General features: G+C 61.5%; 23 protein-coding genes. 7 read left to right on the top strand and 16 right to left on the bottom strand.

Annotated elements, in window-relative coordinates; all coding sequences use genetic code 11:
- Positions 1-21: 21 nt before the first annotated feature.
- The 6 genes from AC1PQG_RS11915 (at position 22) to AC1PQG_RS11890 (ending at position 5,707) form a co-directional block, all read left to right on the top strand.
- Entirely contained in the window at positions 22-258 is a 237-nt protein-coding gene (locus AC1PQG_RS11915) for a ferredoxin (protein ID WP_481122755.1), read from the top strand.
- 130 nt (positions 259-388) lie between these two features.
- The gene (locus AC1PQG_RS11910) at positions 389-1,147 is read left to right on the top strand and encodes an SDR family NAD(P)-dependent oxidoreductase (RefSeq protein ID WP_481122754.1); all 759 of its coding nucleotides are present in this window, start codon (positions 389-391) and stop codon (positions 1,145-1,147) included.
- 92 nt (positions 1,148-1,239) lie between these two features.
- Complete coding sequence (locus AC1PQG_RS11905; RefSeq protein ID WP_481122753.1) at positions 1,240-2,190, top strand: 2,3-dihydroxybiphenyl 1,2-dioxygenase; 951 nt, start codon at positions 1,240-1,242, stop codon at positions 2,188-2,190.
- Complete coding sequence (locus AC1PQG_RS11900; protein ID WP_481122752.1) at positions 2,187-3,071, top strand: fumarylacetoacetate hydrolase family protein; 885 nt, start codon at positions 2,187-2,189, stop codon at positions 3,069-3,071. The genes AC1PQG_RS11905 and AC1PQG_RS11900 overlap by 4 nt, the downstream gene beginning before the upstream one ends.
- 40 nt (positions 3,072-3,111) lie before the next feature.
- A complete protein-coding gene (locus AC1PQG_RS11895) occupies positions 3,112-4,128 on the top strand; it encodes a universal stress protein (protein WP_481122751.1) in 1,017 nt (338 codons plus the stop codon).
- Positions 4,129-4,135: 7 nt separating this feature from the next.
- Positions 4,136-5,707, top strand: coding sequence for an MFS transporter (locus AC1PQG_RS11890; protein WP_481122750.1), 1,572 nt, complete (start codon positions 4,136-4,138; stop codon positions 5,705-5,707).
- A gap of 54 nt (positions 5,708-5,761) precedes the next feature.
- Here the strand turns inward: AC1PQG_RS11890 and AC1PQG_RS11885 are convergent, their stop codons facing one another.
- From AC1PQG_RS11885 to AC1PQG_RS11865, 5 genes are all read right to left on the bottom strand, one after another.
- Positions 5,762-5,971: a hypothetical protein gene (locus AC1PQG_RS11885; RefSeq protein ID WP_481122749.1), complete on the bottom strand. Its 210-nt coding sequence runs from the start codon at positions 5,969-5,971 to the stop codon at positions 5,762-5,764.
- A gap of 265 nt (positions 5,972-6,236) precedes the next feature.
- Complete coding sequence (locus AC1PQG_RS11880; RefSeq protein ID WP_481122748.1) at positions 6,237-7,166, bottom strand: electron transfer flavoprotein subunit alpha/FixB family protein; 930 nt, start codon at positions 7,164-7,166, stop codon at positions 6,237-6,239.
- A 1-nt stretch (position 7,167) separates the two neighbouring features.
- Complete coding sequence (locus AC1PQG_RS11875) at positions 7,168-7,917, bottom strand: electron transfer flavoprotein subunit beta/FixA family protein (RefSeq protein WP_481122747.1); 750 nt, start codon at positions 7,915-7,917, stop codon at positions 7,168-7,170.
- A gap of 28 nt (positions 7,918-7,945) precedes the next feature.
- A complete protein-coding gene (locus AC1PQG_RS11870) occupies positions 7,946-9,928 on the bottom strand; it encodes an acetoacetate--CoA ligase (RefSeq protein WP_481122746.1) in 1,983 nt (660 codons plus the stop codon).
- A 76-nt stretch (positions 9,929-10,004) separates the two neighbouring features.
- Complete coding sequence (locus AC1PQG_RS11865) at positions 10,005-13,577, bottom strand: indolepyruvate ferredoxin oxidoreductase family protein (RefSeq protein ID WP_481122745.1); 3,573 nt, start codon at positions 13,575-13,577, stop codon at positions 10,005-10,007.
- A gap of 98 nt (positions 13,578-13,675) precedes the next feature.
- On the opposite strand from AC1PQG_RS11865, the gene AC1PQG_RS11860 reads away from it, so the two are divergent.
- Positions 13,676-14,587 carry a LysR family transcriptional regulator gene (locus tag AC1PQG_RS11860; RefSeq protein WP_481122744.1) on the top strand — a complete coding sequence of 304 codons (912 nt, stop codon included), beginning with the start codon at positions 13,676-13,678 and terminating at the stop codon, positions 14,585-14,587.
- 32 nt (positions 14,588-14,619) lie between these two features.
- Here AC1PQG_RS11860 and folE read toward each other — a convergent pair whose 3' ends face one another.
- The 11 genes from folE to AC1PQG_RS11805 all read right to left on the bottom strand — a co-directional run bounded on the left by folE (position 14,620) and on the right by AC1PQG_RS11805 (position 25,459).
- A complete protein-coding gene (gene folE / locus AC1PQG_RS11855) occupies positions 14,620-15,252 on the bottom strand; it encodes a GTP cyclohydrolase I FolE (protein ID WP_481122743.1) in 633 nt (210 codons plus the stop codon).
- Positions 15,253-15,278: 26 nt separating this feature from the next.
- Positions 15,279-16,976, bottom strand: coding sequence for a methyl-accepting chemotaxis protein (locus AC1PQG_RS11850; protein WP_481122742.1), 1,698 nt, complete (start codon positions 16,974-16,976; stop codon positions 15,279-15,281).
- A 112-nt stretch (positions 16,977-17,088) separates the two neighbouring features.
- Entirely contained in the window at positions 17,089-18,213 is a 1,125-nt protein-coding gene (locus tag AC1PQG_RS11845; RefSeq protein WP_481122741.1) for an acyl-CoA dehydrogenase family protein, read from the bottom strand.
- A 40-nt stretch (positions 18,214-18,253) separates the two neighbouring features.
- A complete protein-coding gene (locus tag AC1PQG_RS11840) occupies positions 18,254-19,054 on the bottom strand; it encodes a crotonase/enoyl-CoA hydratase family protein (protein WP_481122740.1) in 801 nt (266 codons plus the stop codon).
- The gene (locus AC1PQG_RS11835; protein WP_481122739.1) at positions 19,051-20,109 is read right to left on the bottom strand and encodes an acyl-CoA dehydrogenase family protein; all 1,059 of its coding nucleotides are present in this window, start codon (positions 20,107-20,109) and stop codon (positions 19,051-19,053) included. Before AC1PQG_RS11835 ends, AC1PQG_RS11840 begins: the two co-directional genes overlap by 4 nt.
- A 2-nt stretch (positions 20,110-20,111) precedes the next feature.
- Positions 20,112-21,257, bottom strand: a complete 1,146-nt coding sequence (locus tag AC1PQG_RS11830; RefSeq protein ID WP_481122738.1) for an acyl-CoA dehydrogenase family protein — start codon at positions 21,255-21,257, stop codon at positions 20,112-20,114.
- A 132-nt stretch (positions 21,258-21,389) separates the two neighbouring features.
- A complete protein-coding gene (locus AC1PQG_RS11825; RefSeq protein WP_481122737.1) occupies positions 21,390-22,697 on the bottom strand; it encodes an amidohydrolase family protein in 1,308 nt (435 codons plus the stop codon).
- 126 nt (positions 22,698-22,823) lie between these two features.
- Positions 22,824-24,098: a cytochrome P450 gene (locus AC1PQG_RS11820; RefSeq protein WP_481122736.1), complete on the bottom strand. Its 1,275-nt coding sequence runs from the start codon at positions 24,096-24,098 to the stop codon at positions 22,824-22,826.
- A 62-nt stretch (positions 24,099-24,160) separates the two neighbouring features.
- Complete coding sequence (locus AC1PQG_RS11815) at positions 24,161-24,364, bottom strand: CDGSH iron-sulfur domain-containing protein (RefSeq protein ID WP_481122735.1); 204 nt, start codon at positions 24,362-24,364, stop codon at positions 24,161-24,163.
- A gap of 40 nt (positions 24,365-24,404) precedes the next feature.
- Complete coding sequence (locus AC1PQG_RS11810) at positions 24,405-24,944, bottom strand: glutathione peroxidase (protein WP_481122734.1); 540 nt, start codon at positions 24,942-24,944, stop codon at positions 24,405-24,407.
- Between the two features lie 11 nt (positions 24,945-24,955).
- On the bottom strand, positions 24,956-25,459 hold the full coding sequence (locus AC1PQG_RS11805) for a carboxymuconolactone decarboxylase family protein (RefSeq protein ID WP_481122733.1): 504 nt from the start codon (positions 25,457-25,459) through the stop codon (positions 24,956-24,958).
- Positions 25,460-25,483: the final 24 nt, after the last annotated feature.

Genomic DNA, 25,483 nt, shown 5'->3' with positions numbered 1-25,483 from the left:
TCGAATGTGAGGAGACAAAAAATGAACACCCCCGAAACCACTGGCAAGGCTCTCCACCGCGTCTTTGCCGAACGCAGCAAATGTTGCGGCTACGGGCTCTGCGCCGCGATTTGCCCGGAAGTCTATAAGCTCGACGCCGACGGCCTTGTGTACCTTGAAAGCGAGTTCGTCCCGGCCGGAATGGAAGAGTCTGCGTCTGAGGGGGCAGTTGCCTGCCCAGCCGAAGCTCTGCGTGTCGAAGCCCCCACAGGTACCTGACTCCCCTCCCATCACCAGTAAGCGTTCCGGCAGACTCGGCCAAGCGGGCGCGCACGCGCCAGCTCTGTTCGTCGAGGGACCATTGACTGTCCGGACAACCGCACATTGGTATCCATTCAGGGGACTCCCCATGGCACGACTTGCAGGCAAGCTTGCGCTTATCACCGGCACGGGCGGCGGACAGGGGCGCGAAGCGGCTCTGCGCTTCGCCCGAGAAGGGGCTACCGTCGTCGGTTGCGACGTGGACGCCCAAGGTCATCAGGCCACCCGTGAACTGCTCCGAGCCGAAGGCTTCGAGCTCCACGGCCTGGCGCCCGTCGACCTCGGCAATCCGGAACAGGCCCGTCAGTGGGTGGAAGTCGCCGTCGCCGCCCACGGCCGCATCGACATTCTCTATAACAACGCTTCAGCCGCCCGTTTCGGCTTGGTCGGCGAGTTCTCCATCGAGGACTGGCACTACACCATCCGCAATGAACTTGACCTGATTTTCTTCACCACCAAGTACGCCTGGCCGCATCTCGCAAAAAGCAGGGGCGTGGTGATCAACATCGCGTCGACGGCCGCCTGGGGCGGGTCGCGAGTAGCCGGCATCTCGGCCCATTCGGCGGCCAAGGGCGGCGTGGTTTCCTTCACCCGCCAGCTCGCCATCGAAGGCGCCCCCCTCGGCATCCGCGCGGTCAGCATTAGCCCAGGCTTTGTGATCACTCCGGGTACCGCAGCTTTCGTCGAAGACCCGAAGATTCGTGCCGCGCTGCTCGACGGCGTGCCGATGGATCGTCCGGGCCAGCCCGAAGAGGTCGTTGCACTGGCCCTTTTCGTAGCCTCCAGCGAAGCGTCCTTCATGACCGGCTCGGATCTGGTCATCGACGGCGGCTTGCTGGCTCATTGACGACACACGCAGAAGGCCCTCCCAGAGGGGCCTCTTAATAAAGACGACCCAACGGTTGATTCCACACCAAACGCACACAAGGGGAAACGCACATGGACATCATCGGCATCGGCTATCTCGGCTTCGAAACCACCCGGCTAGACGAATGGCGCGAGTATGGCTCCCAGGTCATGGGCTTCGGCATCACGCAGTCGCCCACCTCCGACCCCGACTCCCTCTACTTCAAGATGGACGACCGCCGTCACCGGCTTGCCTTCCACCCGGGCCGGATCGACCGCATCGCCTACATTGGCTGGGAGGCCCGTGGCCGTCTGGCCTTCAACGCAGCCGTGGAGAAATTCCGGAGTGCCGGCGTGGAGATAATCGTCGGTGACGCCGAGCTCTGTGAAACCCGCGGTGTAAAGGAGCTAATTCGCTTCCGCGACCCGGTGGGCTACCAGCACGAGCTGTTCTATGCCCAGAAATGGACGCCCCGCTCCTTCACTCCCGGCCGTAACCACGGCGGCTTCGTCTGTGACGAACGGGGTGTCGGACATGTGGTCCTGATCACACCGGAATACACCCCCGAGCTGGAGCACTTCCTTATCGAGGTCATGGGCTTTCACTGGTATGGCTCCGGGGCAGGCAAGGGCAAGACCGGTTTTTTCCGCTCGAAGCTCAACGACTTCACCAGCCACGATATCGCCTACGGCTTTGGCCCGGGCCGCATGGGTGTTCAGCACGTGGGCATCTTCGTGAAAAGCCTCCGCGACGTGGGCGAGACCCTGGACATCGTCAACGCCCGCAAACTGCAATTGCAAATGACCCTCGGACAGCACACTCAGGACCCCCACGCGTCCTTCTACCACTTCACCCCGTCGGGCTTCGCCTTCGAGACCATCACCGAACTCGAGCCGTGGCAGGGCGATGCCTTCGAGCTGAATCCGGAAAAACTCAGCACCTGGGGCCACGAGATCGTCGGCCCCATCCTGGGTCCGAGCGTACGCACGCCAGAGGAACTACTTGAGCCCGAATTCCTGGCGGCGAAGAAGAGCCAGGCATGAAGATCGCGCGCGTCGCCGATGCATTCGGCGAACGCTTTTGGGCGCAGGTGGACGAAGATGCCGGGCTCGCCTGGCGGATCGGTTCGGCCTTCCGCAACTGGGCCCCCGCCGCTGCCGGGGGCGACACAAGCGGCATGGGCCTTGCGGCCTGCCCCCTTGCTCTGACGACCCTTCGTCTTCTCGCTCCGGTCGAGCCCGGCGCCCGTATCTTCGGCGTCGGCCTCAATTATCTCGAGCACCTGACACGCCTCGGTCGAAAGGAAGCGCCGCCCCACACGATCGCTTACATAAAACCTGAATCAGCTGTGGTTGATCCCGGTGGTGAGATTACCTACCCAGCGGTTACCCGCCAACTAGACTTCGAAATAGAGCTGGTGGCAGTGGTCGCCCGCGAGCTCGGCGAAACACCCCGTGCCAGCGACTGCCTACTGGGTTACACCATCGGCAACGATGTCAGCGCGCGCGATGCGGGCAAGCGTCTCGGCACCCTCGATCTGTTTTCCCAGAAGGCCCTTGACCGGACCGCACCAATCGGGCCGTGGATCGCCACGCGCGACGCCTACAGCCACGCCGGCCAACCCAACCTGCAGATGCGCCTCTCAATCAACGGCGAATTACGTCAGCAGGATTGCACTTCAAACATGATTTTCAGCATCGACGAACTGCTCGACTTTGTCGATGCCCGGGTCACCCTGCACCCTGGTGATCTCCTGTTTACCGGCTCGACCTGTGGTGTCGGCCTGGAAGATGGGCGCTTCCTCCAGCCAGGAGACCGGATCGAGGCGGAAATCGCAGGTATCGGCGTACTCACCCATCGGGTTGGACTGCCCCGCGTACTGCTCCCCGACCGCCGCCGTGGCCGCCTCGGCCTGCCCGACTGATGCCCCCACCCTGCACGCAGAGACTCTCAAGGAGGCCCCGATGTACAGCCATATTCTTGTACCCACCGACGGCACGGCCCTTTCCGTGCACACCATAACTAAGGCCGTGGAGTTTGCCCGCACTGTCGGCGCCCGCATCACCTTCTTCTACGCCGACCCAGACGCATCGGCCTCGCTCACCGATGATGCGGCCCTGCTCCAGCTGATTGCCCCTGACACGTACCGTGACGATTACAGCGGACGAGCCCGAGAGATCCTCTCCAAGGCGGCCGTCACGGCGGCTGCAGCGGGCATCGAATGCGAGACGATCAGCCGCACAAGCACCCGCCCCCATGCCGCGATCCTTGAGGTGGTTGAAGAACTCGGATGCGACCTGGTTTTCATGTCTTCCCATGGTCCGCGCAGCTTCGGCGGTGTCATGCTGGGGTCAGAAACACTCAAGGTGCTTGTCGGCGCCAAAGTACCGGTACTCGTCTCCTCTGTGGAAAAAAACGATCCTGCGCCGGCTATGAACATGGTCACCTCGACCATGAAGGACGAGCACCGCAGCATCGCTGTGGTGGCCTACGGCCTACGCACTTTCTCCCGTGCCCTGCAGGAAAACCGCACAGTGGACTTTGAACTGCTCAAATCCATGCTGGGTTACCTCCGGACCTTTCCTGCCAAGTTACATCACCCCAAAGAAGAGGCTTATCTCTTCAAGAAACTGCAGGAACGCACAAGCGAGTTCGATCCGCTGATTGCAGAGCTCCAGCGTCAGCACCGTGAGGGAGACAACGAACTACAGCGCCTCATCGAGGATGTCGAAACTCTGGGGATCGCTCCTCCCGCCGAACGAATCGACTTCGTCACCCGACTCGAGCTCTTTGCCGGCGAACAACTCAAGCACATCGGCATGGAGGAGAACCGTATCATGCCGGCAGCCGCACGCTGCCTCCTTCCAGAAGACTGGGCCATCGTCGCACGAGCTTTCGGCGAGAACGGCGACATGCGTTTCGCCGAGGAAACTCGCGAAGGCTTCCGTCGCCTCTTCTCCCGAATCGCCAATCTCCAGTAGGGCCTCCATGAGAAGTCCCTCAGCCTGGGCGCCTTTGCGCCATCCACCCTTTCGCGCTCTTTGGTTGGCCACGGTGATGGCCAACCTGGCGGTATGGATGCAGAACATTGGTGCAGCCTGGATGATGACCGAGCTGGTGGGCTCCCCGCTGATGGTGGCCCTGGTCCAGACCGCCATGGCCTTGCCGGCCTTCCTGCTAGGCCTGCCCAGCGGAGTGATAGCCGACCTGATGGACAAGCGCCGGCTGCTGCTTGTTACCCAGTGGCTGGCCCTGTTCGCCATGATTCTGCTATGCGTGCCGGCGCTCACCGGCCGGCTCGGCCCCTGGTCCCTGCTGCTTTACACCTTTGCCCTGGGCACCACCAGCGCCCTTAGCATGTCCGCCTGGCTGGCCTGCACCATAGATCGTGCTCCTGAAGGACAGGTGGCTGCAGCGATCGCCCTCGGGACCGTCTCTCCTAACATCGCACGGGTAGTAGGGCCCGCGCTGGCTGGTGCGCTCATTGCCAAGGCTGGCGCACCGATACTCTTTGTCGTCGTGTGTGGCGGCTTCGCCGTAGTGCTCGCCCTGCTTGGACGGCTACACGCCGACCCACGAAGCGATGGACTTCCGACGGAGCGCTTTCTGCCAGCGATCTTGAGTGGTCTGCGCTACGTACGCCATTCTTGTGCGCTCCGTCGTACCCTTGCCAAAGTCACCGTTTTCTCGACTGCCGGCAGCGCCCTGTGGGCCCTTCTGCCATTAATCGCTCGCGAACATCTGCAACTCGGCGCCGATGGCTATGGCGTTCTCCTAGGTTGCCTGGGTGCCGGTGCCGTCATCTCAGCGCTGAGTCTGCCCGGTCTGTACAAACGTCACCCACTCCAGCGTCTCGTCCTGCGAGGCGGCCTCATCTTCGGCCTCATCACGCTGTTGAGCGGTGTCCTGAGCAGCCTCCCGGTACTGTGTCTGCTCTACGTCTTTGGCGGCATGGCCTGGATGGCGGTCAATACCACCCTGACCACCGTTATCCAAACCTCGAGCGCCATGTGGGTAAAAGCACGGGTTGGGTCGATCTACCTGATGGTAATAATGGGTGGGATGGCACTAGGAGGTGTCTTCTGGGGACTGCTCGCGGCCCGACTGGGCCTAGTCGGTACTCTGACCCTGGCTGGTCTGCTCATCGCGACGGGCAGCATGCTCTCTTTCCGCCACCCCCTTGAATTGGGTCAGGAGAGGGAATTCAGCCCACACCCGGGAGGACTCCCGACCCTCCTTCCGACCGCCGTCGACAGTAACTGTGGGCCGGTGTGCGTGGAAATCAGCTACATCGCCCTTCCCGAATTGCGGGAGGATTTCCTGGAACTCACCCAGGCCATCGAAAGCGTCCGGCGCCGCAATGGGGCCAGCGATTGGCGCCTGCTGCGCGACTTGGCTTGTCCTGAGCGCTATACCGAGCGCTTCGTAGTCGCCTCATGGATGGACTATCTTCGTCAGCACGATCGCAGCACCCATGCGGACGCTATCCGGGAAAGTCGGCTGGCGGCGTTCCACTCCGCACCGGGCATGCTGCCCCGCTGTTATCTGATCGAACGCTGAAACAGAATCGGGCGGCATTCGCCGCCCGACAGACAGTTACCTGCAGCGCCAACCTCAGTGGGGGTGGGATAGGGCTGCCATCAGCGAACCCGCGGTGTATCCCCGCGCCATCACTAGGCTGTGATGCGAGGCATAAGACTCTGCAAAGTAAGCGTCGCAGGAAAACTCAGCGACGCTGCGCACGGGGACAGAGTTGGTGGGTGCAAAAGTGATTCCGGCACAGCCGATAACAAGTGCAACGGCGCTGGTGGGCTTGATGATCATCTTGTCTCCTCCTTGACCCTAATGGGTTCTTTGGGTAAAGGCAGCGCGGATACATGCTGCCTTGCTCTGACTTAAGAATAGCCCATCGAACAATAAATACAAAAAATAAAATACTGTCCAATTTAACAATCCTCAGATTTATCACGAGCCCTGCGATGTGACACCGAAAAAAAAAGCCCATCGGGGGAGACCGATGGGCTGAAAACTCTCCGGTGGCACGATGGGGAGGAGAGGTACTACATAACCACCAGAGAGGCGTTGAGCGTCAAGCGGCCACTGTCAGGGCCGGAACAACCTCAAACAGATCTGCCACCAGACCGTAGTCGGCCACCTGCAAAATGGGTGCTTCCGGATCCTTGTTGATCGCCACGATCACCTTGGAATCTTTCATACCGGCCAGGTGCTGAATAGCACCAGAGATGCCCACTGCGATATAGAGTTGCGGAGCAACGATCTTGCCGGTCTGGCCGACCTGGTAATCGTTGGGGACGAAACCCGCATCCACGGCAGCACGGCTGGCACCCAGGGCGGCACCCAGCTTGTCGGCAAGTGGCTCGAGCATGGCGCGGTAGTTCTCGCCACAGCCCAGGCCCCGGCCACCGGAAACGATGATCTTGGCCGCGCCCAGCTCGGGACGCGCGGATTGTGTCAGTTCCCGCCTGACCCGTTGGGTCAGACCGAGATCGGGTCCGGCGGCCACGGTCTCAACGGTGGCCGAACCTCCCAGCCCCGGTGCAGCGAAGGCCGTAGTACGAATAGTCAGAAACTTGATCGGGTCGGTACTCTTTACCGTAGCTAGCGCATTGCCCGCGTAAATCGGCCGTACAAAGATATCGGCTGATTCGATGCCGACCACATCCGACACCTGCGCCGCGTCGCAAAGAGCGGCGACCCGTGGCAACACGTTCTTGCCTTCCGCAGTCGCGGGCGCCAGCACGTGGCTATAGCGGCCTGCCAGCCTCTTTACCAGCTCTGCCAAGTTCTCAGCACTGCCCCCGGCGTAATGAGCGGCATCGCAAAGCAGCACGCGGGCAACACCCTCCACCTGGACCGCTGCGTTGGCGGCCGAGCTGCAGTCTGAACCAGCTACCAACACGTGGATGTCGCCTTCCAAAGCGCGGGCCGCGCCAATCGTACTCAGGGTTGCCGCCTTCAGGGTTTGGTTGTCGTGCTCAGCAATAACCAAGATCGTCATTTCAGATTACCTTTGCTTCCGTCTTCAGTTTCTCGATCAACTGGGCTACGTCGGACACGAGGATCCCACCACTGCGTTTAGGAGGCTCCACGACTTTCAGTGTGGAGAGTCTTGGGGTCACATCAACGCCCAATACCGCCGGCTCAAGGGTATCGAGAGGCTTTTTCTTGGCCTTCATGATGTTCGGCAGGGTCGCATAGCGCGGCTCGTTAAGACGCAGATCTGTGGTGATCACTGCCGGCAGGCGCACTTCCAGAGTTTCCAGGCCGCCGTCCACTTCGCGCACCACGGTAGCTTGGCCGTTGGTAATCGATACCTTCGAAGCGAAAGTCGCCTGCGACCAATCCAGTAGCGCTGCCAGCATTTGGCCGGTCTGGTTGGCGTCGTCGTCGATGGCCTGCTTGCCGCAAATCACCAGCGCGGGGTCTTCCCTGTCGCATACGGCCTTGAGTAGCTTGGCTACGGCCAGTGGCTGCAGATCGACATCCGACTGCACTAGGATGCCCCGATCAGCTCCGATGGCCATTGCCGTGCGCAGCACCTCTGCCGAGGCGGTCACACCACAGCTTACAGCTACCACTTCGCTGACCATGCCGGCTTCCTTCAGGCGCACCGCCTCCTCCACAGCGATCTCATCGAAGGGGTTCATGCCCATCTTCACGTTGGCCAGGTCGACCCCAGAACCATCAGCCCTGACGCGCACCTTGACGTTGTAATCAAGCACGCGCTTGATTGGAACCAATACCTTCATTGCTGTCGCTCCTTGTGTTGTTATAAGTTCAGCCGGCCAGCTCGGACCGGTCGGCAAACTGAGCCAGGGCTTCGGGGTTGGCCAGCGCGTCAACGTTTTTCACCGGCTGGCCGTGCACCACATTGCGCACGGCCAACTCGACCACTTTGCCGCTCTTTGTACGCGGAATTTCGCGCACCTGGACGATGCAAGCCGGCACGTGGCGTGGAGAGGCGTTGTTACGGATCTGCTGGCGAATGCGGGCACTAAGCGCCTCGTCGATAACCAGGCCATCTGCCAGGCGCACGAAAAGCACAACGCGCACGTCGGTTGGATCAGCCGGCGGCCAGTCCTGACCGATCACTACGGCTTCAAGAACTTCGGGCAGCGTCTCAAGCTGACGATAGATCTCCGCGGTTCCGATACGCACACCGCCCGGATTGAGCGTGGCATCGGAGCGGCCGTGGATGATGAAGCCGCCATGTTCCGTGATTTCGCAGAAATCGCCGTGGCACCACACGCCCGGGAAGCGCTCGAAATAGGCGGACTTGTACTTAACCCCGCCCGGGTCATTCCAGAAGCCAACCGGCATGCTTGGGAAAGGCTGCCGGCACACCAACTCGCCCTTTTCGCCGGTCACCGGTTGAGCGTTGTCGTCCCACACCTCGACAGCCAGACCGAGACCCGCACCCTGGATCTCGCCACGCCACACGGGCAGTGTTGGGTTACCCAGCACAAAGCACGAGACGATATCGGTGCCGCCCGAAATGGAAGCCAGCAGCACATCCTTCTTGATGGATTCATAGACAAAATCAAAGCTCGCCGGCGCCAGCGGGCTGCCAGTGGACATCACCATGCGGAGGTCGGGCAGGCGGTAAACATCGGCCGGACGCAGGCTGCTCTTGGCGAGGGTCTCGATGTACTTGGCCGAGGTGCCGAAATGAGTGAAACGCTCAGCCTCGGCGTAGTCCCACAGGATCCGGCCATCGTCCACGAAGGGGTTCCCGTCGTAGAGCATCAGCGTCGCCCCTGCGGCCAGACCGGACACCAGCCAGTTCCACATCATCCAGCCACAGGTGGTGAAGTAAAACAGACGGTCGCCGTCTTTCACGTCGCTGTGCAGACGGTGCTCCTTGAGGTGCTGCAGTAGCGTGCCCCCGGCGCCGTGCACGATGCACTTGGGTACGCCGGTGGTGCCTGACGAGTACATCACGTAGAGCGGATGGTCGAAAGGCAGGCGCACGTAGCGTGGCTCTGTGACATGCTGGAAAGGTGCAATGAAGGTCTTGTAGGACACTGCCCGCGGCAGCTGTGCCAGGTCCGGTTCCGCACCGGCAGCCAGATAGGGCACCACCACCAGCTGACGCACGCTGGGTAGACGCGGCATCAATTCGGCGAGTTTGCCCGTGATGTCGATCGCTTTGCCGTTGTACCAGTAGCCGTCACAGCTCAGCAGCACTTTTGGCTCGGTCTGGCCGAAGCGGTCCACTACGCCCTGCACGCCAAAATCCGGCGAAGCACTGGTGAACACCGCGCCGATGCTCGAAGCAGCGAGCATCGCGATGAGCGTTGCCGGTACATTTGGCAGATAGGCAGCCACGCGGTCGCCCTGCTCCACACCAGCGGCGCTCAACGCAGCGGCAAAGCGGGCCACCTCGGTGCGCAGCACCTGCCGCGACAGGCTCTGCTTGATCTTGTCTTCGCCCCAGAACACTAGTGCCTGAGGGTTGTCACTGTCACGCAGGAGATTCTCGGCAAAGTTGAGGCGGGCATCGGGGAACCAGCAGGAATCCTGCATGCTGCCCGAGCTAATCAGACCGCGCACGCCCTGCTCGCCGATCACTTCGCAGAATTCCCACACCAGGCGCCAGAACTGAACCGGCGAGTGCAGTGACCATTCGTGCAGGGCCATGTGGCTCTCCAGCGACTGGCCGGAAAGAATCCGAGCGCGGGCGGTAAAGGCTGCCATGTTGCTGGCGGCAGCCCGCGTTTCGGCGGGGCGCCACAGTGGCTGCTCACGATTGCTATCCATATTGCGTCTCCTCATTTTTTATATGCGGCAAGGCCGGAGCCATGCAGTCGAGGCACAAACACTGGCCTGAGCCAGCTCAAGCGGCGGCTTGATCGTGGAATTCGCCCCGGTAACGGGCAAGCAGGGCAGCACGACGGGCATCCGCCTTTTTCATGCTGCTTTCCTTTACGTGCCCGTAGCCGCGGATGGCTTCCGGCAGGCTGGCCAGCTCAAAGGCCAGTTGCAGGCGTTCGCCGTCGAGAGTGCGAGCGAACTCATCCACCAGAGCCAGGTAGTCGCGCACCATCTGCCGTTCGGCGCGGCGTTCGGCAGTCTTGCCAAAGGGATCGAGGAGCGTGCCGCGCAGGCCCTTGAAGCTGGAGAGCAGCGGGAACAGCTTCATCAACCACTGACCGTAGCGACGCTTGACCAGATGACCGTCAGCGTCCTTTCGCGCCAGCAGCGGCGGGGCCAGGTGGAAGCCCAGCTGATAGTCCTTGCCCGGCTCGCCCTCGAACTGGTCCCGCAGGCGCGCCAGGAAGGCCGGCGAAGTGTGCAGCCGAGCAACTTCGTATTCGTCCTTGTAGGCCATCAGCTTCGCAAGATTACGAGCCACAGTCTCTGTGAGTCTTAGCTGGCCGTCGCGCACACGCTGTTCTTCGACCGCCCGGATCTTGGATACAGCCTGGAGGTAAAGATCGGCATAGGCGCGGTTCTGGTATGACGTGAGATGAGAAGCCTGACGCTTGATAAGCATATCCAGACCTTCGCGCAGTTCGAGCACCTGACCAGCGTTCGTCACGTTGCCAGCTACAAGCAACATTGCCTTGAGCCGGGGCAGATCGTGGGCGGCTACACGCCCACACTCAAAAGCTAAACGGTTCTTTTCCACTGCGACGCCATTGAGCTCGATGGCTTTGAGCAGCGACGCACGGGACAGTGGTACCCATCCCATCTGCCATGCAAAACCGAGTACCAGTGGATTGGCGTAAAGGGTGTCACCGAGAAGGGCCAGAGCCAGCGCGTTTGCATCGAGAAATTCGCAGACCTCGCCGACGCTGTTGCGCACATCCGCCTCGGTGGATAAGGTTGGGAACTTCCAGTCCCGATTGCCGATGAATTCGGCCGTCGGTGTGCGGGCACGGTTTACAACAGCCCGGGTTACCCCGTAGCGCATCTTCGACAAGGCTTCGGACGAGGCCGATACGATGGCGTCGCAGCCGATCAGTAATTGGGCTTCCCCGGTCGCAATGCGGGTGGCGTGGATCTCGTTCGGCGCGTTGGCGATCTGCACGTGACTCAGTACCGCCCCCCCCTTTTGGGCCAGGCCGGTCATGTCGAGCACTGTGACACCCTTGTTTTCCAGGTGGGCTGCCATGCCCAGCAACGCCCCGACGGTGACGACTCCAGTGCCGCCGACGCCAGTGACGACGATACCGTACGGACGCTTGAGCGCCGGCAGGGTCGGCTCGGGCAGCGTAAAGTCAGCCAGCACGGCGCCAGGATCACGGCCACCGGCAGCTTTCTTCAACTTGGCACCCTCAGCGGTGACGAAACTTGGGCAAAAACCCTTCAGGCAGGAAAAATCCTTGTTGCAGGAGGATTGGTTGATCTTCCGCTTCGTGCCGAATGGCGTCTCTAGCGGTTCCACCGACAGACAATTGGACGCAGTTGAGCAGTCGCCACACGCTTCGCAGACGTCCTCGTTGATGAACACGCGACGGTCCGGGTCGGGATAGTCGCCACGCTTCCGGCGGCGGCGCTTTTCGGTGGCGCAGGTCTGATCGTAAATCAGGATCGTGACGCCCGAGGTATCGCGTAGTTCCTTCTGCAGGCGGTCGAACTCATCCCGGTGATGTACTTCCACCTCGTTTGGCAGGCCTTCACGCGAGGCGAATTTTTTTGGCTCATCGGTGACGATGAGGATCTTGCTGGCACCCTCGGCAGCCAACTGACGGGCAATCTGCGGCACGGTCAGGATGCCGTCTACCGGCTGGCCGCCTGTCATTGCCACCGCGTCGTTGAAGAGAATCTTGTATGTGATGTTGGCCTTGCCAGCCACTGCGGCCCGGATGGCCAGCAGGCCGGAGTGAAAGTAGGTGCCGTCGCCCAAGTTTACAAAGACGTGCTTATCCCCCGAAAAGTGCATCTGACCAAGCCAGGACACACCTTCCCCCCCCATCTGGGTGAAGGTCTCTGTACGGCGGTCCATCCACATAGCCATGTAGTGGCAACCGATACCGGCCAGTGCGCGGGAGCCTTCCGGCACCCGGGTCGAGGTGTTGTGCGGGCAACCCGAACAGAACCAGGGCTTGCGCTCGGCAGTCAGGCGCGGGCGGGCCGCCTCGCGCTCCTTGGCCTCGATGATGGCGATGCGATACAGGACCTTGGCGCGCACGTCTTCCGGCAGCCCAACCCGCTCCAGGCGACTGGCAATGGCCTTGGCAATCAGCGCCGGCGACAGTTCGTAACGGGCAGGGAGCAACCACTGGCCACGGGGCTGCGACCATTCACCGCCGGCGTTGTCGCGCTCGTCGAACTTGCCGTAAATGCGCGGACGCACGTCGTCGCGCCAGTTGTAGAGCTCTTCCTTGAGGGCATACTCCAGGATTTGGCGCTTCTCCTCGACGACGAGGATTTCTTCAAGCCCGGTGGCGAAGTCGCGCGCATCGTGGGCGTCCAGCGGCCACACGCAGCCCACCTTGAAAACCCGGATACCGATCTTCTGGCAGGTTTCCTCGTCGAGACCAAGGTCAGTCAGGGCCTGACGCACATCGAGGTAAGCCTTGCCGGCAGCCATGATGCCGAACCGGGCCTTAGGTGAATCGATGACCACACGGTTGAGACGGTTGGCACGGATATAGGCCAGCGCAGCGTACCACTTATGGTCGAGCATTCGCGCTTCCTGGTCCAGGGGAGGATCAGGCCAGCGGATATTTAGCCCATCTGGCGGCACCTCGAAGTCTTCGGGTAACACCACCTGTACCCGCTCCGGATCCATGTCCACAGAGGCAGTCGACTCAACTACGTCTGTAACACACTTCATCGACACCCACAGGCCCGAATAGCGGCTCATGGCCCAAGCGTGGATGCCATAGTCGAGATATTCCTGCACATTGGACGGGTACAGCATCGGAATGCCACAGGCAATCAGCAAGTGCTCCGATTGATGGGCCACCGACGAGGATTTGGCGGCGTGGTCGTCGCCGGCCAGCATCAACACCCCGCCGTGCTTCGAAGTCCCGGCTGCATTGGCATGCTTGAGCACATCGGCCGAGCGATCCACGCCTGGCCCCTTGCCATACCACATGCCGAACACCCCATCGACTTTGGCGTTTTCGTACAGATTGACTTGCTGGGTACCCCACACGGCAGTGGCTGCCAGATCCTCGTTGAGCCCCGGCATGAAAACTACGTCGTGGTTTTCCAGGTGCTTCCTGGCCTTCCACAGGGCTAGGTCGAGCCCCCCCAACGGCGAACCGCGGTAGCCGGAAATGTAGCCGGCAGTGTTCAAACCAGCCAGCCGGTCGCGCTCCTTCTGGAGCATCGGCAAACGGGCCAAAGCCTGGGTGCCGCTGATGTATACGCGCCCTTTCTCAAGGGTGTATTTGTCCTCAAGGGACACCGCACGCAGGGCGTCGGTGGTGGTCACCGTCAAGGGGGAATTCATGCGCTGTCTCCTGCTACTCGTTTTATTTGAACAAATAATACGAAACTGTATTGTTATCGTAAAATCACAAATACTGAGTTCAGGTATCTGAAAAACGCATGGACGCCGATAGCAACATCACCCTGCGCCAGCTGCGCTATTTTGTGGCCGCCGCCGAAACCAGGCAGTTCTCCATGGCTGCCACCCGGGCCCACGTATCCCAGTCAGCCATCACCAATGCGGTATTGCTGCTTGAGCAGACCCTCGGCGTGCGCCTGTTCGACCGCCTGCCGCACGGTGTTGCACTCACCGCGGAAGGACACCGCTTCCACCAGCACGCCAACCACATCCTTAATGCTCTGCGCGATGCGGTGCGCGAACCCTGCTTTCCAGCCCATCAGCAAGCAGGGGTGCTGCGCATCGCCGCGTCGTACACCGTGCTCGGGTACTTCCTACCTTCCCTTCTGGCACGTTTCCGCATGCGCCACCCGGATGTGGAGATCGACCTCCATGATATGAATCGGGAGAACATCGAACAGGCGGTGGTGGACGGTCAGATCGACATGGGTGTCGTAATCCTCACCAATATCGTCGATCGGAATCGCTTCGCTCATCAAGTGCTGGTGCGCTCCCGCCGCCAGTTGTGGGCCTCGGCAGCCCACCCTTTGCTGGGCAAGGATTTCGCCTCTCTGCAGGATATTGCTGCCTATCCCTATATCCAGCTGACCGTGGACGAAGGCGAGGCGTCCACCCGCACTTACTGGACGGCCAGGGGTATTGAACCCTCGATCGCTTTTCGCACAAGCTCAATGGAGTCCCTGCGTGGGCTGATCGCCCATGGTTTCGGGGTGACCATCCTGTCGGATATGGTCTATCGCCCCTGGTCCCTGGAGGGGAAAAGGATCGAGGCACGACCGGTCCTCGATGCAGTCCCCCACATGGAGGTGGGACTAATCTGGCGACCGGACGTGCCGCTGCCTGCGGCGACCGAGGCCTTCCGGGAGTTCCTGATCCACACCTGTGGCAGCTGACCGGGATCTAATCCCCTCAGCATCTGCTTCCACTAGCGATTGATGGCGCCGCGCCCCTCGCCCAGCCCGAGCATGCCGAGGAACTCCCGGCGGGTCGCTGGGTTTTCGCGGAAGGCTCCGAGCATGCGGCTGGTTACCAGACAGGCCCCCGGCTTATGGACGCCGCGGGTCGTCATGCATTGGTGGGAAGCCTCGATGACCACGGCCACACCGCGGGGCTGGAGTACCCGCTGAAGGGTGTCCGCGATATCGGCGGTCATCTTTTCCTGGATCTGCAAGCGCTTCGCGTACACATCGACCAACCTTGCCAGCTTGGAGATGCCGACTACCCGCAGGTCAGGCAGGTAGCCGATATGCACCTTGCCGATGATCGGCGCCATGTGGTGTTCGCAATGGCTCTCGAAGCGGATGTCGTTCATCACGATCATCTCGTCGTAGCCCCCCACCTCGCCAAAGGTACGGGCGAGGATTTCGGCCGGGTCGACCTGATAGCCGGCGAAAAACTCTTCATAAGAACGCACTACTCGCGACGGCGTGTCCACCAGACCTTCCCGCGCCGGATCATCCCCGGCCCAGCGGATTAGGGTGCGGACGGCCTCCTCAGCCTCTTCCCGAGTCGGACGGGCAACCGGCAGCCCTGCTGCGCCCTCTCTGCTTTTCGACATCCTTATATCCTTTCTATTATCCTTGCTCACACCCTGAAGTGGCACACCGCCCGGTCCAGCTCACCGGCCGACTCCCGCAGGAGAGCCACTGCCCGAGACACGTCACGGGTGAGCTGATGGCTTTCGCCGGCCAGCTGCGAGAAGCGGTCTACACCCGCAACGATGTCCTGACTGCCTTCGTGCTGAGTGATAACCGCTCCGGCAATCTGGTCCATGCCCCGGTGGGACGCATCCACCAGGACACTTGCCTTCTGTAGAACGCCCTCCAACTCCCCCGTCAGGCGGTGGCTATCGTTAAGGGCCTGAGTGCCTTCCCGCAGGGAGCGCTCGACTGCGTCCGACTGACGGCCAAGCTCCAGCGTCAATCCGTTGATGGAATTGGCAGCTAGCGCTGAACGTTCGGCAAGCTGACGGACTTCGTCGGCCACCACACTGAAACTGCGTCCCTGCTCGCCAGCCCGCGCCGCCTCGATGGCTGCATTCAGGGCTAACAAATTGGTTTGCCCGGACAGCTCCTTGACCTGCGCAATGCTCTCGGTGATGGATGAAGTGCTACGGACGAAGTCACCCACCGAGGCGCGAATCTGGTCAAAAGCACCACGCATGTGCACGATCTCGTCGAGCAGGCGTTGCAGCGCAGTGCGTCCGGCCTCTGCGCCCTGCAGGCTGGCAGACGCCGATTCACGCACATCATTGGCGCTGGCAGCGATTGACTCGACGCTGCGGATCATCTGTTGCACCGTTTCCCCAACCGATGCCGCAGCCTGCACCTGATCGTTGGCCCCGCTCGCCACCCGTCCGGATGCGCCGTAGAGTTCCTCGGCGGAAGCCACCACCACGGTCGAAACTTGCCCAACCTGCTTCACCGCCTTCTGGAATCCGTCCACCAACTCGTTAAAGGCCCGCGCAGTACGCGCCACCTCGTCATTGCCGACGACCGCAACCCGACGCGTCAAGTCACCCGAGCGCAAATCTATGGATGCCTCCTCGATAGCACGGATGGCACCCACGATCTGACTGCGAACCAGCAGGCTCACTCCCAAGGCCAGCAAAATCGCCAGTACGGACACACCGGACACCACAGCCACGACCTCACTCGCCATCCGGTGGGCACTGGTAAAATCCTCCTTGGCCAGGGAGTCCTGCAGGCGGACGAGGGCCGAGATCTGCCCGAAGACGCGGTCATATTCCTTGCGGACCAGGCTGAGTCGGCGGAGGCTACCTTCCGGATCCGCCGCCGCTGCGGACGTCAGCTCGCCAACCGCCTCAGCAAAGACCTGGACCTGCCCCTGCAATTCATCATAGAGGACCTTCTCCTCCTTGTTCAGACCAGGGCGGTTCGCGCTTGCCCCGATGACTCCAGTGAGCTCTGCAACACTGGCCTTGAGATCGTCAGCGTATTGGACGATCTCCTCCTTACGCTCCTCAGCACCCGGTTCCATCAAACGCACCACCATCGCGTATGTACTGACCATCGTGTCCTGGGCCGCTGACGAAGCCACTAGGGTCTTGCGGTATTGCTCGAAGCGAACCTGTTCGAAGGAACGCAGTACGTCCTGCTGACCGTCCATGCCATACCAGGCAACACCAGCCACTCCGAGCAACAGAAAGACAATCAGAACCGGTGCAACGAGAAGCTTGGTACCGATGGAATAGCGTCCCAGGAAGGACGCGGCGGGGCGCCAAGAGGAGCCGCCAAGGGACAGCGCAATAGCTTTCATCATTCCTCCACGCAATAGCGCGAAAAAAGAGGCCCGTGAAAACGGGCCTTCAAGTGGAGATGAATCGTTGAGCGACGGACGACAATGCCTACACGACCGCCCAGACTGGCTCGCCTCAAAGGCTGCGGCCGATGATCTCCTTCATGATTTCGGAGGTACCTCCGTAAATCCTCGCTACGCGGGCATCAACCCACGCGCGGCTGATCTTGTATTCGCTCATGAAGCCATAGCCGCCGTGGAGTTGCAGAAATTCGTCGAGGAGCTTGCCCTGCATCTCGGAACCGACCAATTTGGCCATGGCGGCCACGTCAGCCGAGAGTTCTCCGGTGAGAGCCTGCGCCAGACAATGGTCCACGAAAACGCGCAGCATGGTGGACTGCGCCTTGGCTTCGGCCAGCTTGAAACGGGTGTTCTGGTAGTCAAACACCGGCTTGCCGAAGGCCTTGCGCTCACGCGTGTAGGCGATGGTTTCCTCGAGCAGGGTGTCGATGGACTGGGCCGCACGGATGGCGATGATCAGTCGTTCCCAAGCGAGCTGATGGAACAAGTAATTGAAACCCTTGTTCTCCTCACCCAGGCGGTTTTCCACCGGCACACGCACCTCGTCGAAGAACAGCTCGGCCGTGTCCTGCCCTTTCAAGCCGATCTTTTCCAGCAGGCGTCCCTTGGAGAAGCCGGGCCGGTCGGTCTCGACGCAAATCAGGGTGAGGTTCTTGCTGGCAGGATCGAGCTTGACCGCTGCCACCACCAGATCGGCATTGCCACCGTTGGTGATGAAGGTCTTCTGGCCGGAGATCACATATTCGTCGCCGTCGCGGCGGGCTGCCGTGCGCATTGAGCGCAGGTCGCTGCCAATACCAGGCTCGCTCATGGCGATCACGCCGATGATCTCGCCGCTGACCATGCCGGGCAGCCACTTCTGCTTTTGCTCCTCGCTGCCATAAGCCACCAGATAGTTGGCGACGATCTCGGAATGAGTGGTGAAGCCCACCGCCGTCGCATTGACCCGGGCCAACTCCTCGATCATCACTGCCGAATGTCCATAGTCACCGCCGGCGCCACCGTACTCCTCGGGTACGCAGGAACACAACAGCCCGGCTGCACCGGCCTTCCGCCAGACATCCTTCGGTACGATGCCTGCCGTCTCCCATTCGTGGAGATGGGGCACAATTTCCTTGTCGATGAAGCGGCGGGCCATGTCCCGGAACATTTCGTGGTCTTCACGGAAGACGGTTCGCATTCTGTTGCTCCTCCAGATTGGATCTTGTAGTTGTTCCGGCTCAGCGGCCGGTGTACTGCGGGGTACGCTTCTCAAGGAAAGCGCGGACGGCTTCCTGGTGGTCGTCCGTGTGGTGGGCCAGCGACTGGAAGGCTGCCGACAGCTCCAGCAGGGAATCTAGGCGCATGTGCTGACCTTCCCGGAGCAGACGCTTGGTGAGGCGCAGGCCGTGGGAGGGGTTGGCCGCCATCCGGCGGGCAATATCCTGGGCTGCGCCCTCTAGTTCGGCCGCAGGCACCACCTCGGTCACCAGGCCCCACTCCAGGGCCTTGATCGCGTCAATGGTGTCCCCGGTCAAGGCCATCAGGCTTGCCTTCGGCATGCCGACGATACGCGGCAGCAGCCAGGCGCCACCATCGCCGGGCACGATGCCCAACTTGACGAAACTCTCGGCAAACTTAGCCGTGTCGGCCGAGATACGCACGTCGCACATGCAGGCCAGATCAAGGCCGGCACCGATGGCTGGACCGTTGATGGCAGCCACCACCGGCACATCCAGGTCATATAGGGCCAGCGGAATTCGCTGGATGCCGTTGCGATAGCTGTCGCGCAGCTCGTAGGGTGAGCCGGCGAAGATGCCGCCACGCTCCCGCATGTCCTTGACGTTGCCGCCTGCACAAAAGGCCGGGCCGTTTCCGGTAAGAACGACGACCTTGACCGAACGGTCAGCTTTGACGGCAGAGCACAGGTCCACGAACTCCTGCATCTGGGCCGGCTCGGACAGGGCGTTACGGGTTTCAGGGCTGTCCATACGCACGGTGAGGATCGCGTCCTCCCGCTCGACAATCAGAAAGGGCTTCATGCGGAGGCTCCGGCCTGGGTTTCGAGATTACCGGCGACGAGGGTCGGCCAGAAGAGCGCTGCCCCGCCCTGACACAGGGCCCTGCCGAGCTCACCGGACCAATGGGTAAGGGTTCCAAACTCGCTACGCCAACTCCACAGGCGGCGGGTTGTCAGGTGCAGCGCGTGCTCGTGGGTAAAGCCGATGGCCCCATGCACCGCGTGGGCAGCCGAGGCACCGATACCGGCAGCCTCCGAAGCGCACACTTTGGCACTCGCTACCGCCAGGCGGGAAAGGCTAACGGCAGACTGGGCGAAGGCCGCTTCGGCGCCCATCGCCGAGGCCGCCGTGTGCTCGGAGAGCACGGCGATCTGGTGCTGAATGGCCTGGAAGCTGCCAATGGGCTTGCCGAACTGGACCCGCTCGTTGGCGTAGGTGATGGTCATCTCGAGCATCCCCTGCAGGGCACCGGCGATCTGGGCAGAACGCAGCATGGCCCCGCCAAGGAGGAGCACATCGGCGGGAATACCCGCCGGCAGCGGTACGGAAAGCAGTGGTTGGACGGTTTCGAAACGGAAGCTGTCTCGAGGTTCAGCCGCAGTGTTGCTGCACGCCGTGCGGGCAGCTGCGGCCTCGACTGGCAGCAGCACCAGAGTCGGCGCTTCGCCAGCGGTAATGGCCACCAGCACCGGCACGTCGCGGCCCCAGGGCACGTCGGCCGCCACGCCGCTGACCTTGCCATCCGCGAGGGTCAGGTGGCCGCCGGCAGCGAAGGACAGCGGACCGGCTTGGGCTTCCTGCCCGCACACGCCGAGCAGCCAGTTAGCAAGCAGCGTTTCGGGCAGCGGCAGCGGCAGCCCGAAACGGCCACACAGGCGTACCACGCCACCCAAGTCGGCCCAGGTGGCCCCGGCTCCGCCCTGCTCTTCCGGGACCGCAGCCAGACCGAAGCCGGACGCCTCCATGGCGGCCCAAAGTTCGGCATTCCAGCCCGAGGTTTCGGCGGCCAGTACCTTTTCGGTGCTAACCAGGTCGACGAACAGACGCTCGACGGTCGAGTCGAAGATTTCCCGCATGGTTAACGCAACCCCAATCCGCGCGCGATGATGCCGCGGAGAATCTCCCGCGTACCACCACGCAATGAAAACGAAGGCGCCATCTGGGTCAGATAGGCCAGTACCCGGGCGTGATCCCCCCCGCCCTCCGCCGTCGGCGGAATCTCGACCAACAGCTGGGCCAGCTCGGGGATTTCCTGCTCGAAGACAGCGCCCAGATCCTTCACGCAGGACGCCGCCCAGGTCGGGTTTTCGCCAGCCGCAAGCTGGGCAGTGACCGACAAGGACATGTTGCGCAGGGTGACGAGACGTGCCGCTAGCCGACCGACCTCCTTGGCCTGCAGGGCGTCGGGCGATCTGCCCACCGCATCCATGAGAGTGTGGATCAGTGCGATGGAACTCAGGAAACGCTCCGGACCGCTCCGCTCGAAAGCCAGTTCGGCCGTCACCTGGGACCAGCCCTGCCCTTCGGTGCCGATCAGAGCGTCGGCGTCCAGCACCACCTCATCAAGGAACACTTCATTGAAATGCTCGCTGCCAGTCAGATCCTTGATGGGACGGATGGTGATGCCTGGCAGGGACAGATCGATGATGAACTGGGACAGACCTTCCTGGCGTTTGCTGTTCTCGCCAGTGCGCACCAGCGCAATCATGTAGTGGGAACGGTGGGCGTTGGTGGTCCACACTTTCTGGCCGTTAACCACCCATTTGTCACCCTCGCGGCGGGCTCGGGTCTTGATCGAGGCCAGGTCGGAGCCGGAGTTGGGCTCGCTCATCCCGATGCAGAAATACTGCTCGCCGCGACAGATTGCCGGCAGGTGCCGATCTCTCTGGGCATCGGTGCCGAAATGCAGAATCTGGGGGCCGCTCTGGCGGTCGGAAAACCAGTGGGCCGAGACGGGAGCGCCGGCGGCCAGTAGTTCCTCGATCACCACGTAACGAGCGAACGGACTCGCATCGGAGCCGCCGTAGCGTTTCGGCAGCGCCATGCCGACCCATCCGCGGGCACCAAGGCGACGACTGAATTCGGCATCGAAGCCCATCCAGGAATCAGCCCGGCGAATGGCGGGGTAGTCCTTTAGCGCATCGGCGAGGAATTCGCGTACCTCACCTCGCAAGGCTTCGGCCTCGGGTGGGATACGACTGTATTTGAACTGATCGATGGACATGGAGCGGTCTTAATTAAGTAAGAGGGGCCCGTATGGCGGACGATGTTCGGGGTGAGAGCTGCCCTGCCTCTCCCTTCAGGGGTCGGCAACCACCCCGGGGCCACAGCCCCGGGAGCAGGCGTGACTCGGGTCTTACAGCGCGGTTTGCGCGTCGGCAGCGGCGAACATCCTGTTGATGTCGCCAGATGTCACCGGCTTGGTCGGATCACGCTCGGGAGCGGCGCCACCCAGCCCGAGGGCCGGCTCGATATTCACGTGGCCGGCCTGGGCACGCAGGGCGCCGACCGTGCAGTTCTCACGACCGAGAATGGCGAACGGATCGTAAGAGAACTCGCGCATGGCGTTGAGGTGGGAGATCTTGTTGATGATCTCGGCCGGCAGGTGCTGCGCCTGTTTCCAGAATACGTCGGCGGAATTCGGCCAGGTGCAGTCAGAGTGGGGGTAGTCGCACTCCCAGGTGACCATGTCCACGTTGATGGCATCCAGATTTTTCAGACCAAAGGCATCCTCGATGAAGCAGGTAATGATGTGCTCATTGAAGATGTCGCTGGGCTTCTTGCCGCCGAAGTTGGAGTTGGTCCACGCGTTGTGATGGTTGTGGGTGAAGTCCGCCCGCTCCAGCAGGTAGGGAATCCAGCCGATACCGCCTTCCGACAGGGCCATGCGCAGCTTGGGGTACTTCTTCCACATCGGAGCCCAGATCCAGTCCGCGGCCGAGTTGGAGATGGAGATCGGCATGGAGGTGATCCAGGCGTCGATCGGTGACTCATCGGAAGCGTGGGCGGCCTTCACTCCGGTGCCGATGTGGCAGCAAATCACCACGTTGTTGTCCGCGCAGGCTTTCCACAGGGGATCCCAGTGTTCATTGTGGATGGACGGATAGCCATGCACCGTGGGATTGTCGGACAGGGTCAGGGCATGTACGCCCTGAGCGGCCAGGCGCTTCACTTCCGCGGCGGCGGCCTGCATGTCCCACCAGGGCACCATCATCAGGGGGATGAAACGGCCAGGGGCCGCGTTGCACCAATCATGTAGGTGCCAGTCGTTGTAGGCCTGGATAGCGGCAAGGCTGACGGCCTTGTCAGGCATGACCTGAAAGCGCTGACCGGCAAAGCCGGGGAAGGTCGGAAAGCACAGGGAGCCGAGCACACCGTTGGCGTTCATGTCATCGACACGGGCCTTGATGTCCCAAGTACCGCGACGCATCTGCTCGTAGGAGAGCGGCTCCATGCCGTACTCCTCCTTCGGGCGGCCGACGACCGAGTTGAGGCCCATGTAACCGGTGGCCTGCTCTTCGAACACCCAGATGTCTCGCCCTCCCCGCTGCTCGACCTTCGGCTCGCGCCCCTTGAATTTGGCCGGCATGTGGCGATCGAAGGCTCCCCGCGGCTCGATTGCGTGGTCATCGACGCTGACGAGAATCAGATCTTCCAGTTTCATTTTTGTCCCCTGTTGGAATGGTCCACGCCGGGCGTGGATCGATATTGGAGTTTCAGTTTAGTCCAACATCCATATTTTGTTAAACACTTTTTTGATAAGTGTTCAGTTTTGTTTTTGCTTCAGCCATCAGTCCCAAATTACCGGAACCGCGTGGGGGCCGCGCAGCTGGGCACCGGTGATGCGCGGTCGAGGCTGGTCCGGGTCGAGGCGGATGTTTGGGAAAATGTCGAGAATGGCGTTGAGCGCAACCTGGAGTTCGGTCTTGGCAATGAACTGGCCAATACACATGTGCGGGCCGAACCCGAAGCCGAAGGACGGTTTGGCCTTGCGGTCGATATCGAACTCTTCGCTGTTGTCGAAAACGTCCTCGTCCCGATTGGCGGAGGTAACGATGCATTGGATCATCGCGCCCTTAGGGATCTGCATGCCGGCCAGTTCCAGATCCTGGGCGGCCTGGCGCACCTTGAACGTGGCCACCGGCTCCAGACGGATCGCCTCGTCAATGGCCTTGGGTACCAGAGAACGGTCCTTGCGCACGCGATCGAGCACCTCCGGCCGTTCGAGCAACAGGACCATCAGCGAGCCAAAGGTACGGGTAGTGGTTTCGCCGGCTGCGGGCAGCAAGGAACGAACGAAGGTGGTGATCTCGTGGTCGTCGAGAGAACGTCCCTCGTAGGTGGCGCGGATCAGACGGCTGATCAGGTCGTTGCCTTCGGCGCCGTTCCTGCGCACCTCGACGACGGCCTCCTTGACCGCGTCATAGAGGGACTGAGCGGCCTCCATCGCAGCCTTGCGAGCAACGGCGGCCTTTTCCGGATCAACCTGTGGACCGGCCAGTATGGCCAGTGCCCAGGCAGCATACTGCTCGACTTTCTCCGGCTGGTCGTCAGGAAAGCCGATCAGCGCATAGATCAGGCGGATCGGAAAGTGAAGACCGAAGTCCATCAAATCCGCCTTCTTTTTCGGTACTAGTGGTAACAGGTATTCGTTGCGAACGATGGGATCCATCTTGGTATCGCGCCATGTATTCACCACGTCAGGCATGAAGATAGGCTGCAGCAATGCACGGGCCCGCCGGTGAGCTTCTCCGTCCATGCCGGTCAGGATCAGGCCGTCGAAGAAGGCACCGAGGCCTTCTGCAATGAAACCACTGGTGTAGTTGGCTGCATCGCGCAGCACGGCCATCACATCCTTGTGTTTGAAAACCGTGAAGGTCTTGCGCTCGGCGTCGTAACGGGCAATGTTCGGAACGCCGATCTTGCTCATGAAGTCTTCGGCGATAATCGGTGAGTTCCTACGCATCTCCCGATAGATCGGGTAGAGATCCACATCGTCACCACCGTAGTTGTTGGCGACGCCGGCAAAGGCGCGCTCCAGTGCAGATTCAGTCTTGTCGGTCATTGCTACTCTCTCCTCCTAGTGTATTCATTGGGCTGCACGCATCTAGGAACGGCGTCCATTGGTCAGACGCCTGCCGTCGGCACGTCGCTAAAGCCAGTCCTGCTGTGAGACCCATCGCAAAAAGGCTTATTTGCGGATGCGCCACAGCGACACAGGAAGGCCGTTGTGCCCTGCAAAGCCAATGGGGAACCATCCTGCAACAGTTCAATGGCGCCCTCGACTTTCAGGGGGCCGTTCTTCAACACAGAAACCTTCACCTCCGACATAGGCTCTCTCCTCTCGAAAGACATCTGATCCTCAAACAACTCAGCCCAGCAGGGCCTCGATAGCCGCTACCAGGGCCGGGTGATCCGGTGCCATGTCTGGGGCGAAACGCCCCGCAACACTCCCATCCCGACCAACCAGAAACTTCTCGAAATTCCACATCACATCGCTCCCGCGGACGGGCAGCAGTCCGTGCTCGGCCAGTACCCTGCGCAACTGGTCATCGCCTGACGGCGTGGCTGCTGGCATGGCCGCTATCAGTGCGTCGTAGAGCGGATGACGCTTACTGTTGATGCCGAGTTTGGCAAACAGTGGAAAGCTCACCTGAAAGCGGCTCTCACAAAAGCTCTGAATCTCGGCCTCGCTGCCAGGCTCCTGAGCACCAAAGTCATTGCAAGGGAAGCCAAGGACTACCAGCCCTTGCGAGCGGTACTTCTGCTGCAGGGCTTCGAGCCCGGCGTACTGAGGGGTCAGGCCGCAGGCCGAGGCGACGTTGACGATCAGAAGCACCTTGCCCCGGTAGTCCTCAAGGGTTGCCGGAGTCCCGTCGATACGTGGCACCGGAATTTGGTAAATGCTCATATGGGGATCTCCTAATAGGCTTGCTGCACGTAAGTCATGCGACCGCCAGCCAACATCAGTGCGCAAAACAGGTTGAGCTCGACGATCTGAGGTGTGGAGAACCAGCGCGCCAGATCGATATAAACAGCGTCGTCGATAGACAGATAGTCACCGGCGAACAGTTCGGCATAACGCAGCGCTGCCCGCTCGGGACCGGAAAAACGTTCGTGGTCGGCCGACAAGCAGGCGATATCCAGCTCGCTGACACGGTCGTCCTTGCGGGCAACCTGGCAGGCACGGCAGCTTGTTATGGATGCGATCTTCAGACGCACCAATTCCTTCAGCCGGCCATTCAGTACTCCGTTCAAGTGCATTTCCTCGAGGACTACCAGCCAGGCTTGGGCCACCTGCGGACAGTGGGCCCACACCTGCACGGGCAGGCTCGAGCTCAGCATGCGGCTGGCACGCCCACGGGCCACCGTTTCGGCAAGTGACGGCGGCAGGGCGTTGAGGGGGACGGGATCGATACGGGGCATACGTTCTCCTGCGGGGCCCCACCA

Source organism: Zoogloea sp. GDB6 (genome assembly GCF_056724105.1).
Note: the sequence above shows the minus strand (reverse complement) of the source record. Positions and strands in the feature narration are given on the sequence as shown.

Coding starts and splice junctions, on each gene's coding strand:
- AC1PQG_RS11915 (WP_481122755.1), top strand. CDS start 22: ATGAACACCCCCGAAACCACTGGCAAGGCTCTCCACCGCGTCTTTGCC.
- AC1PQG_RS11910 (WP_481122754.1), top strand. CDS start 389: ATGGCACGACTTGCAGGCAAGCTTGCGCTTATCACCGGCACGGGCGGC.
- AC1PQG_RS11905 (WP_481122753.1), top strand. CDS start 1,240: ATGGACATCATCGGCATCGGCTATCTCGGCTTCGAAACCACCCGGCTA.
- AC1PQG_RS11900 (WP_481122752.1), top strand. CDS start 2,187: ATGAAGATCGCGCGCGTCGCCGATGCATTCGGCGAACGCTTTTGGGCG.
- AC1PQG_RS11895 (WP_481122751.1), top strand. CDS start 3,112: ATGTACAGCCATATTCTTGTACCCACCGACGGCACGGCCCTTTCCGTG.
- AC1PQG_RS11890 (WP_481122750.1), top strand. CDS start 4,136: ATGAGAAGTCCCTCAGCCTGGGCGCCTTTGCGCCATCCACCCTTTCGC.
- AC1PQG_RS11885 (WP_481122749.1), bottom strand. CDS start 5,971: ATGATCATCAAGCCCACCAGCGCCGTTGCACTTGTTATCGGCTGTGCC.
- AC1PQG_RS11880 (WP_481122748.1), bottom strand. CDS start 7,166: ATGACGATCTTGGTTATTGCTGAGCACGACAACCAAACCCTGAAGGCG.
- AC1PQG_RS11875 (WP_481122747.1), bottom strand. CDS start 7,917: ATGAAGGTATTGGTTCCAATCAAGCGCGTGCTTGATTACAACGTCAAG.
- AC1PQG_RS11870 (WP_481122746.1), bottom strand. CDS start 9,928: ATGGATAGCAATCGTGAGCAGCCACTGTGGCGCCCCGCCGAAACGCGG.
- AC1PQG_RS11865 (WP_481122745.1), bottom strand. CDS start 13,577: ATGAATTCCCCCTTGACGGTGACCACCACCGACGCCCTGCGTGCGGTG.
- AC1PQG_RS11860 (WP_481122744.1), top strand. CDS start 13,676: ATGGACGCCGATAGCAACATCACCCTGCGCCAGCTGCGCTATTTTGTG.
- folE (WP_481122743.1), bottom strand. CDS start 15,252: ATGTCGAAAAGCAGAGAGGGCGCAGCAGGGCTGCCGGTTGCCCGTCCG.
- AC1PQG_RS11850 (WP_481122742.1), bottom strand. CDS start 16,976: ATGATGAAAGCTATTGCGCTGTCCCTTGGCGGCTCCTCTTGGCGCCCC.
- AC1PQG_RS11845 (WP_481122741.1), bottom strand. CDS start 18,213: ATGCGAACCGTCTTCCGTGAAGACCACGAAATGTTCCGGGACATGGCC.
- AC1PQG_RS11840 (WP_481122740.1), bottom strand. CDS start 19,054: ATGAAGCCCTTTCTGATTGTCGAGCGGGAGGACGCGATCCTCACCGTG.
- AC1PQG_RS11835 (WP_481122739.1), bottom strand. CDS start 20,109: ATGCGGGAAATCTTCGACTCGACCGTCGAGCGTCTGTTCGTCGACCTG.
- AC1PQG_RS11830 (WP_481122738.1), bottom strand. CDS start 21,257: ATGTCCATCGATCAGTTCAAATACAGTCGTATCCCACCCGAGGCCGAA.
- AC1PQG_RS11825 (WP_481122737.1), bottom strand. CDS start 22,697: ATGAAACTGGAAGATCTGATTCTCGTCAGCGTCGATGACCACGCAATC.
- AC1PQG_RS11820 (WP_481122736.1), bottom strand. CDS start 24,098: ATGACCGACAAGACTGAATCTGCACTGGAGCGCGCCTTTGCCGGCGTC.
- AC1PQG_RS11815 (WP_481122735.1), bottom strand. CDS start 24,364: ATGTCGGAGGTGAAGGTTTCTGTGTTGAAGAACGGCCCCCTGAAAGTC.
- AC1PQG_RS11810 (WP_481122734.1), bottom strand. CDS start 24,944: ATGAGCATTTACCAAATTCCGGTGCCACGTATCGACGGGACTCCGGCA.
- AC1PQG_RS11805 (WP_481122733.1), bottom strand. CDS start 25,459: ATGCCCCGTATCGATCCCGTCCCCCTCAACGCCCTGCCGCCGTCACTT.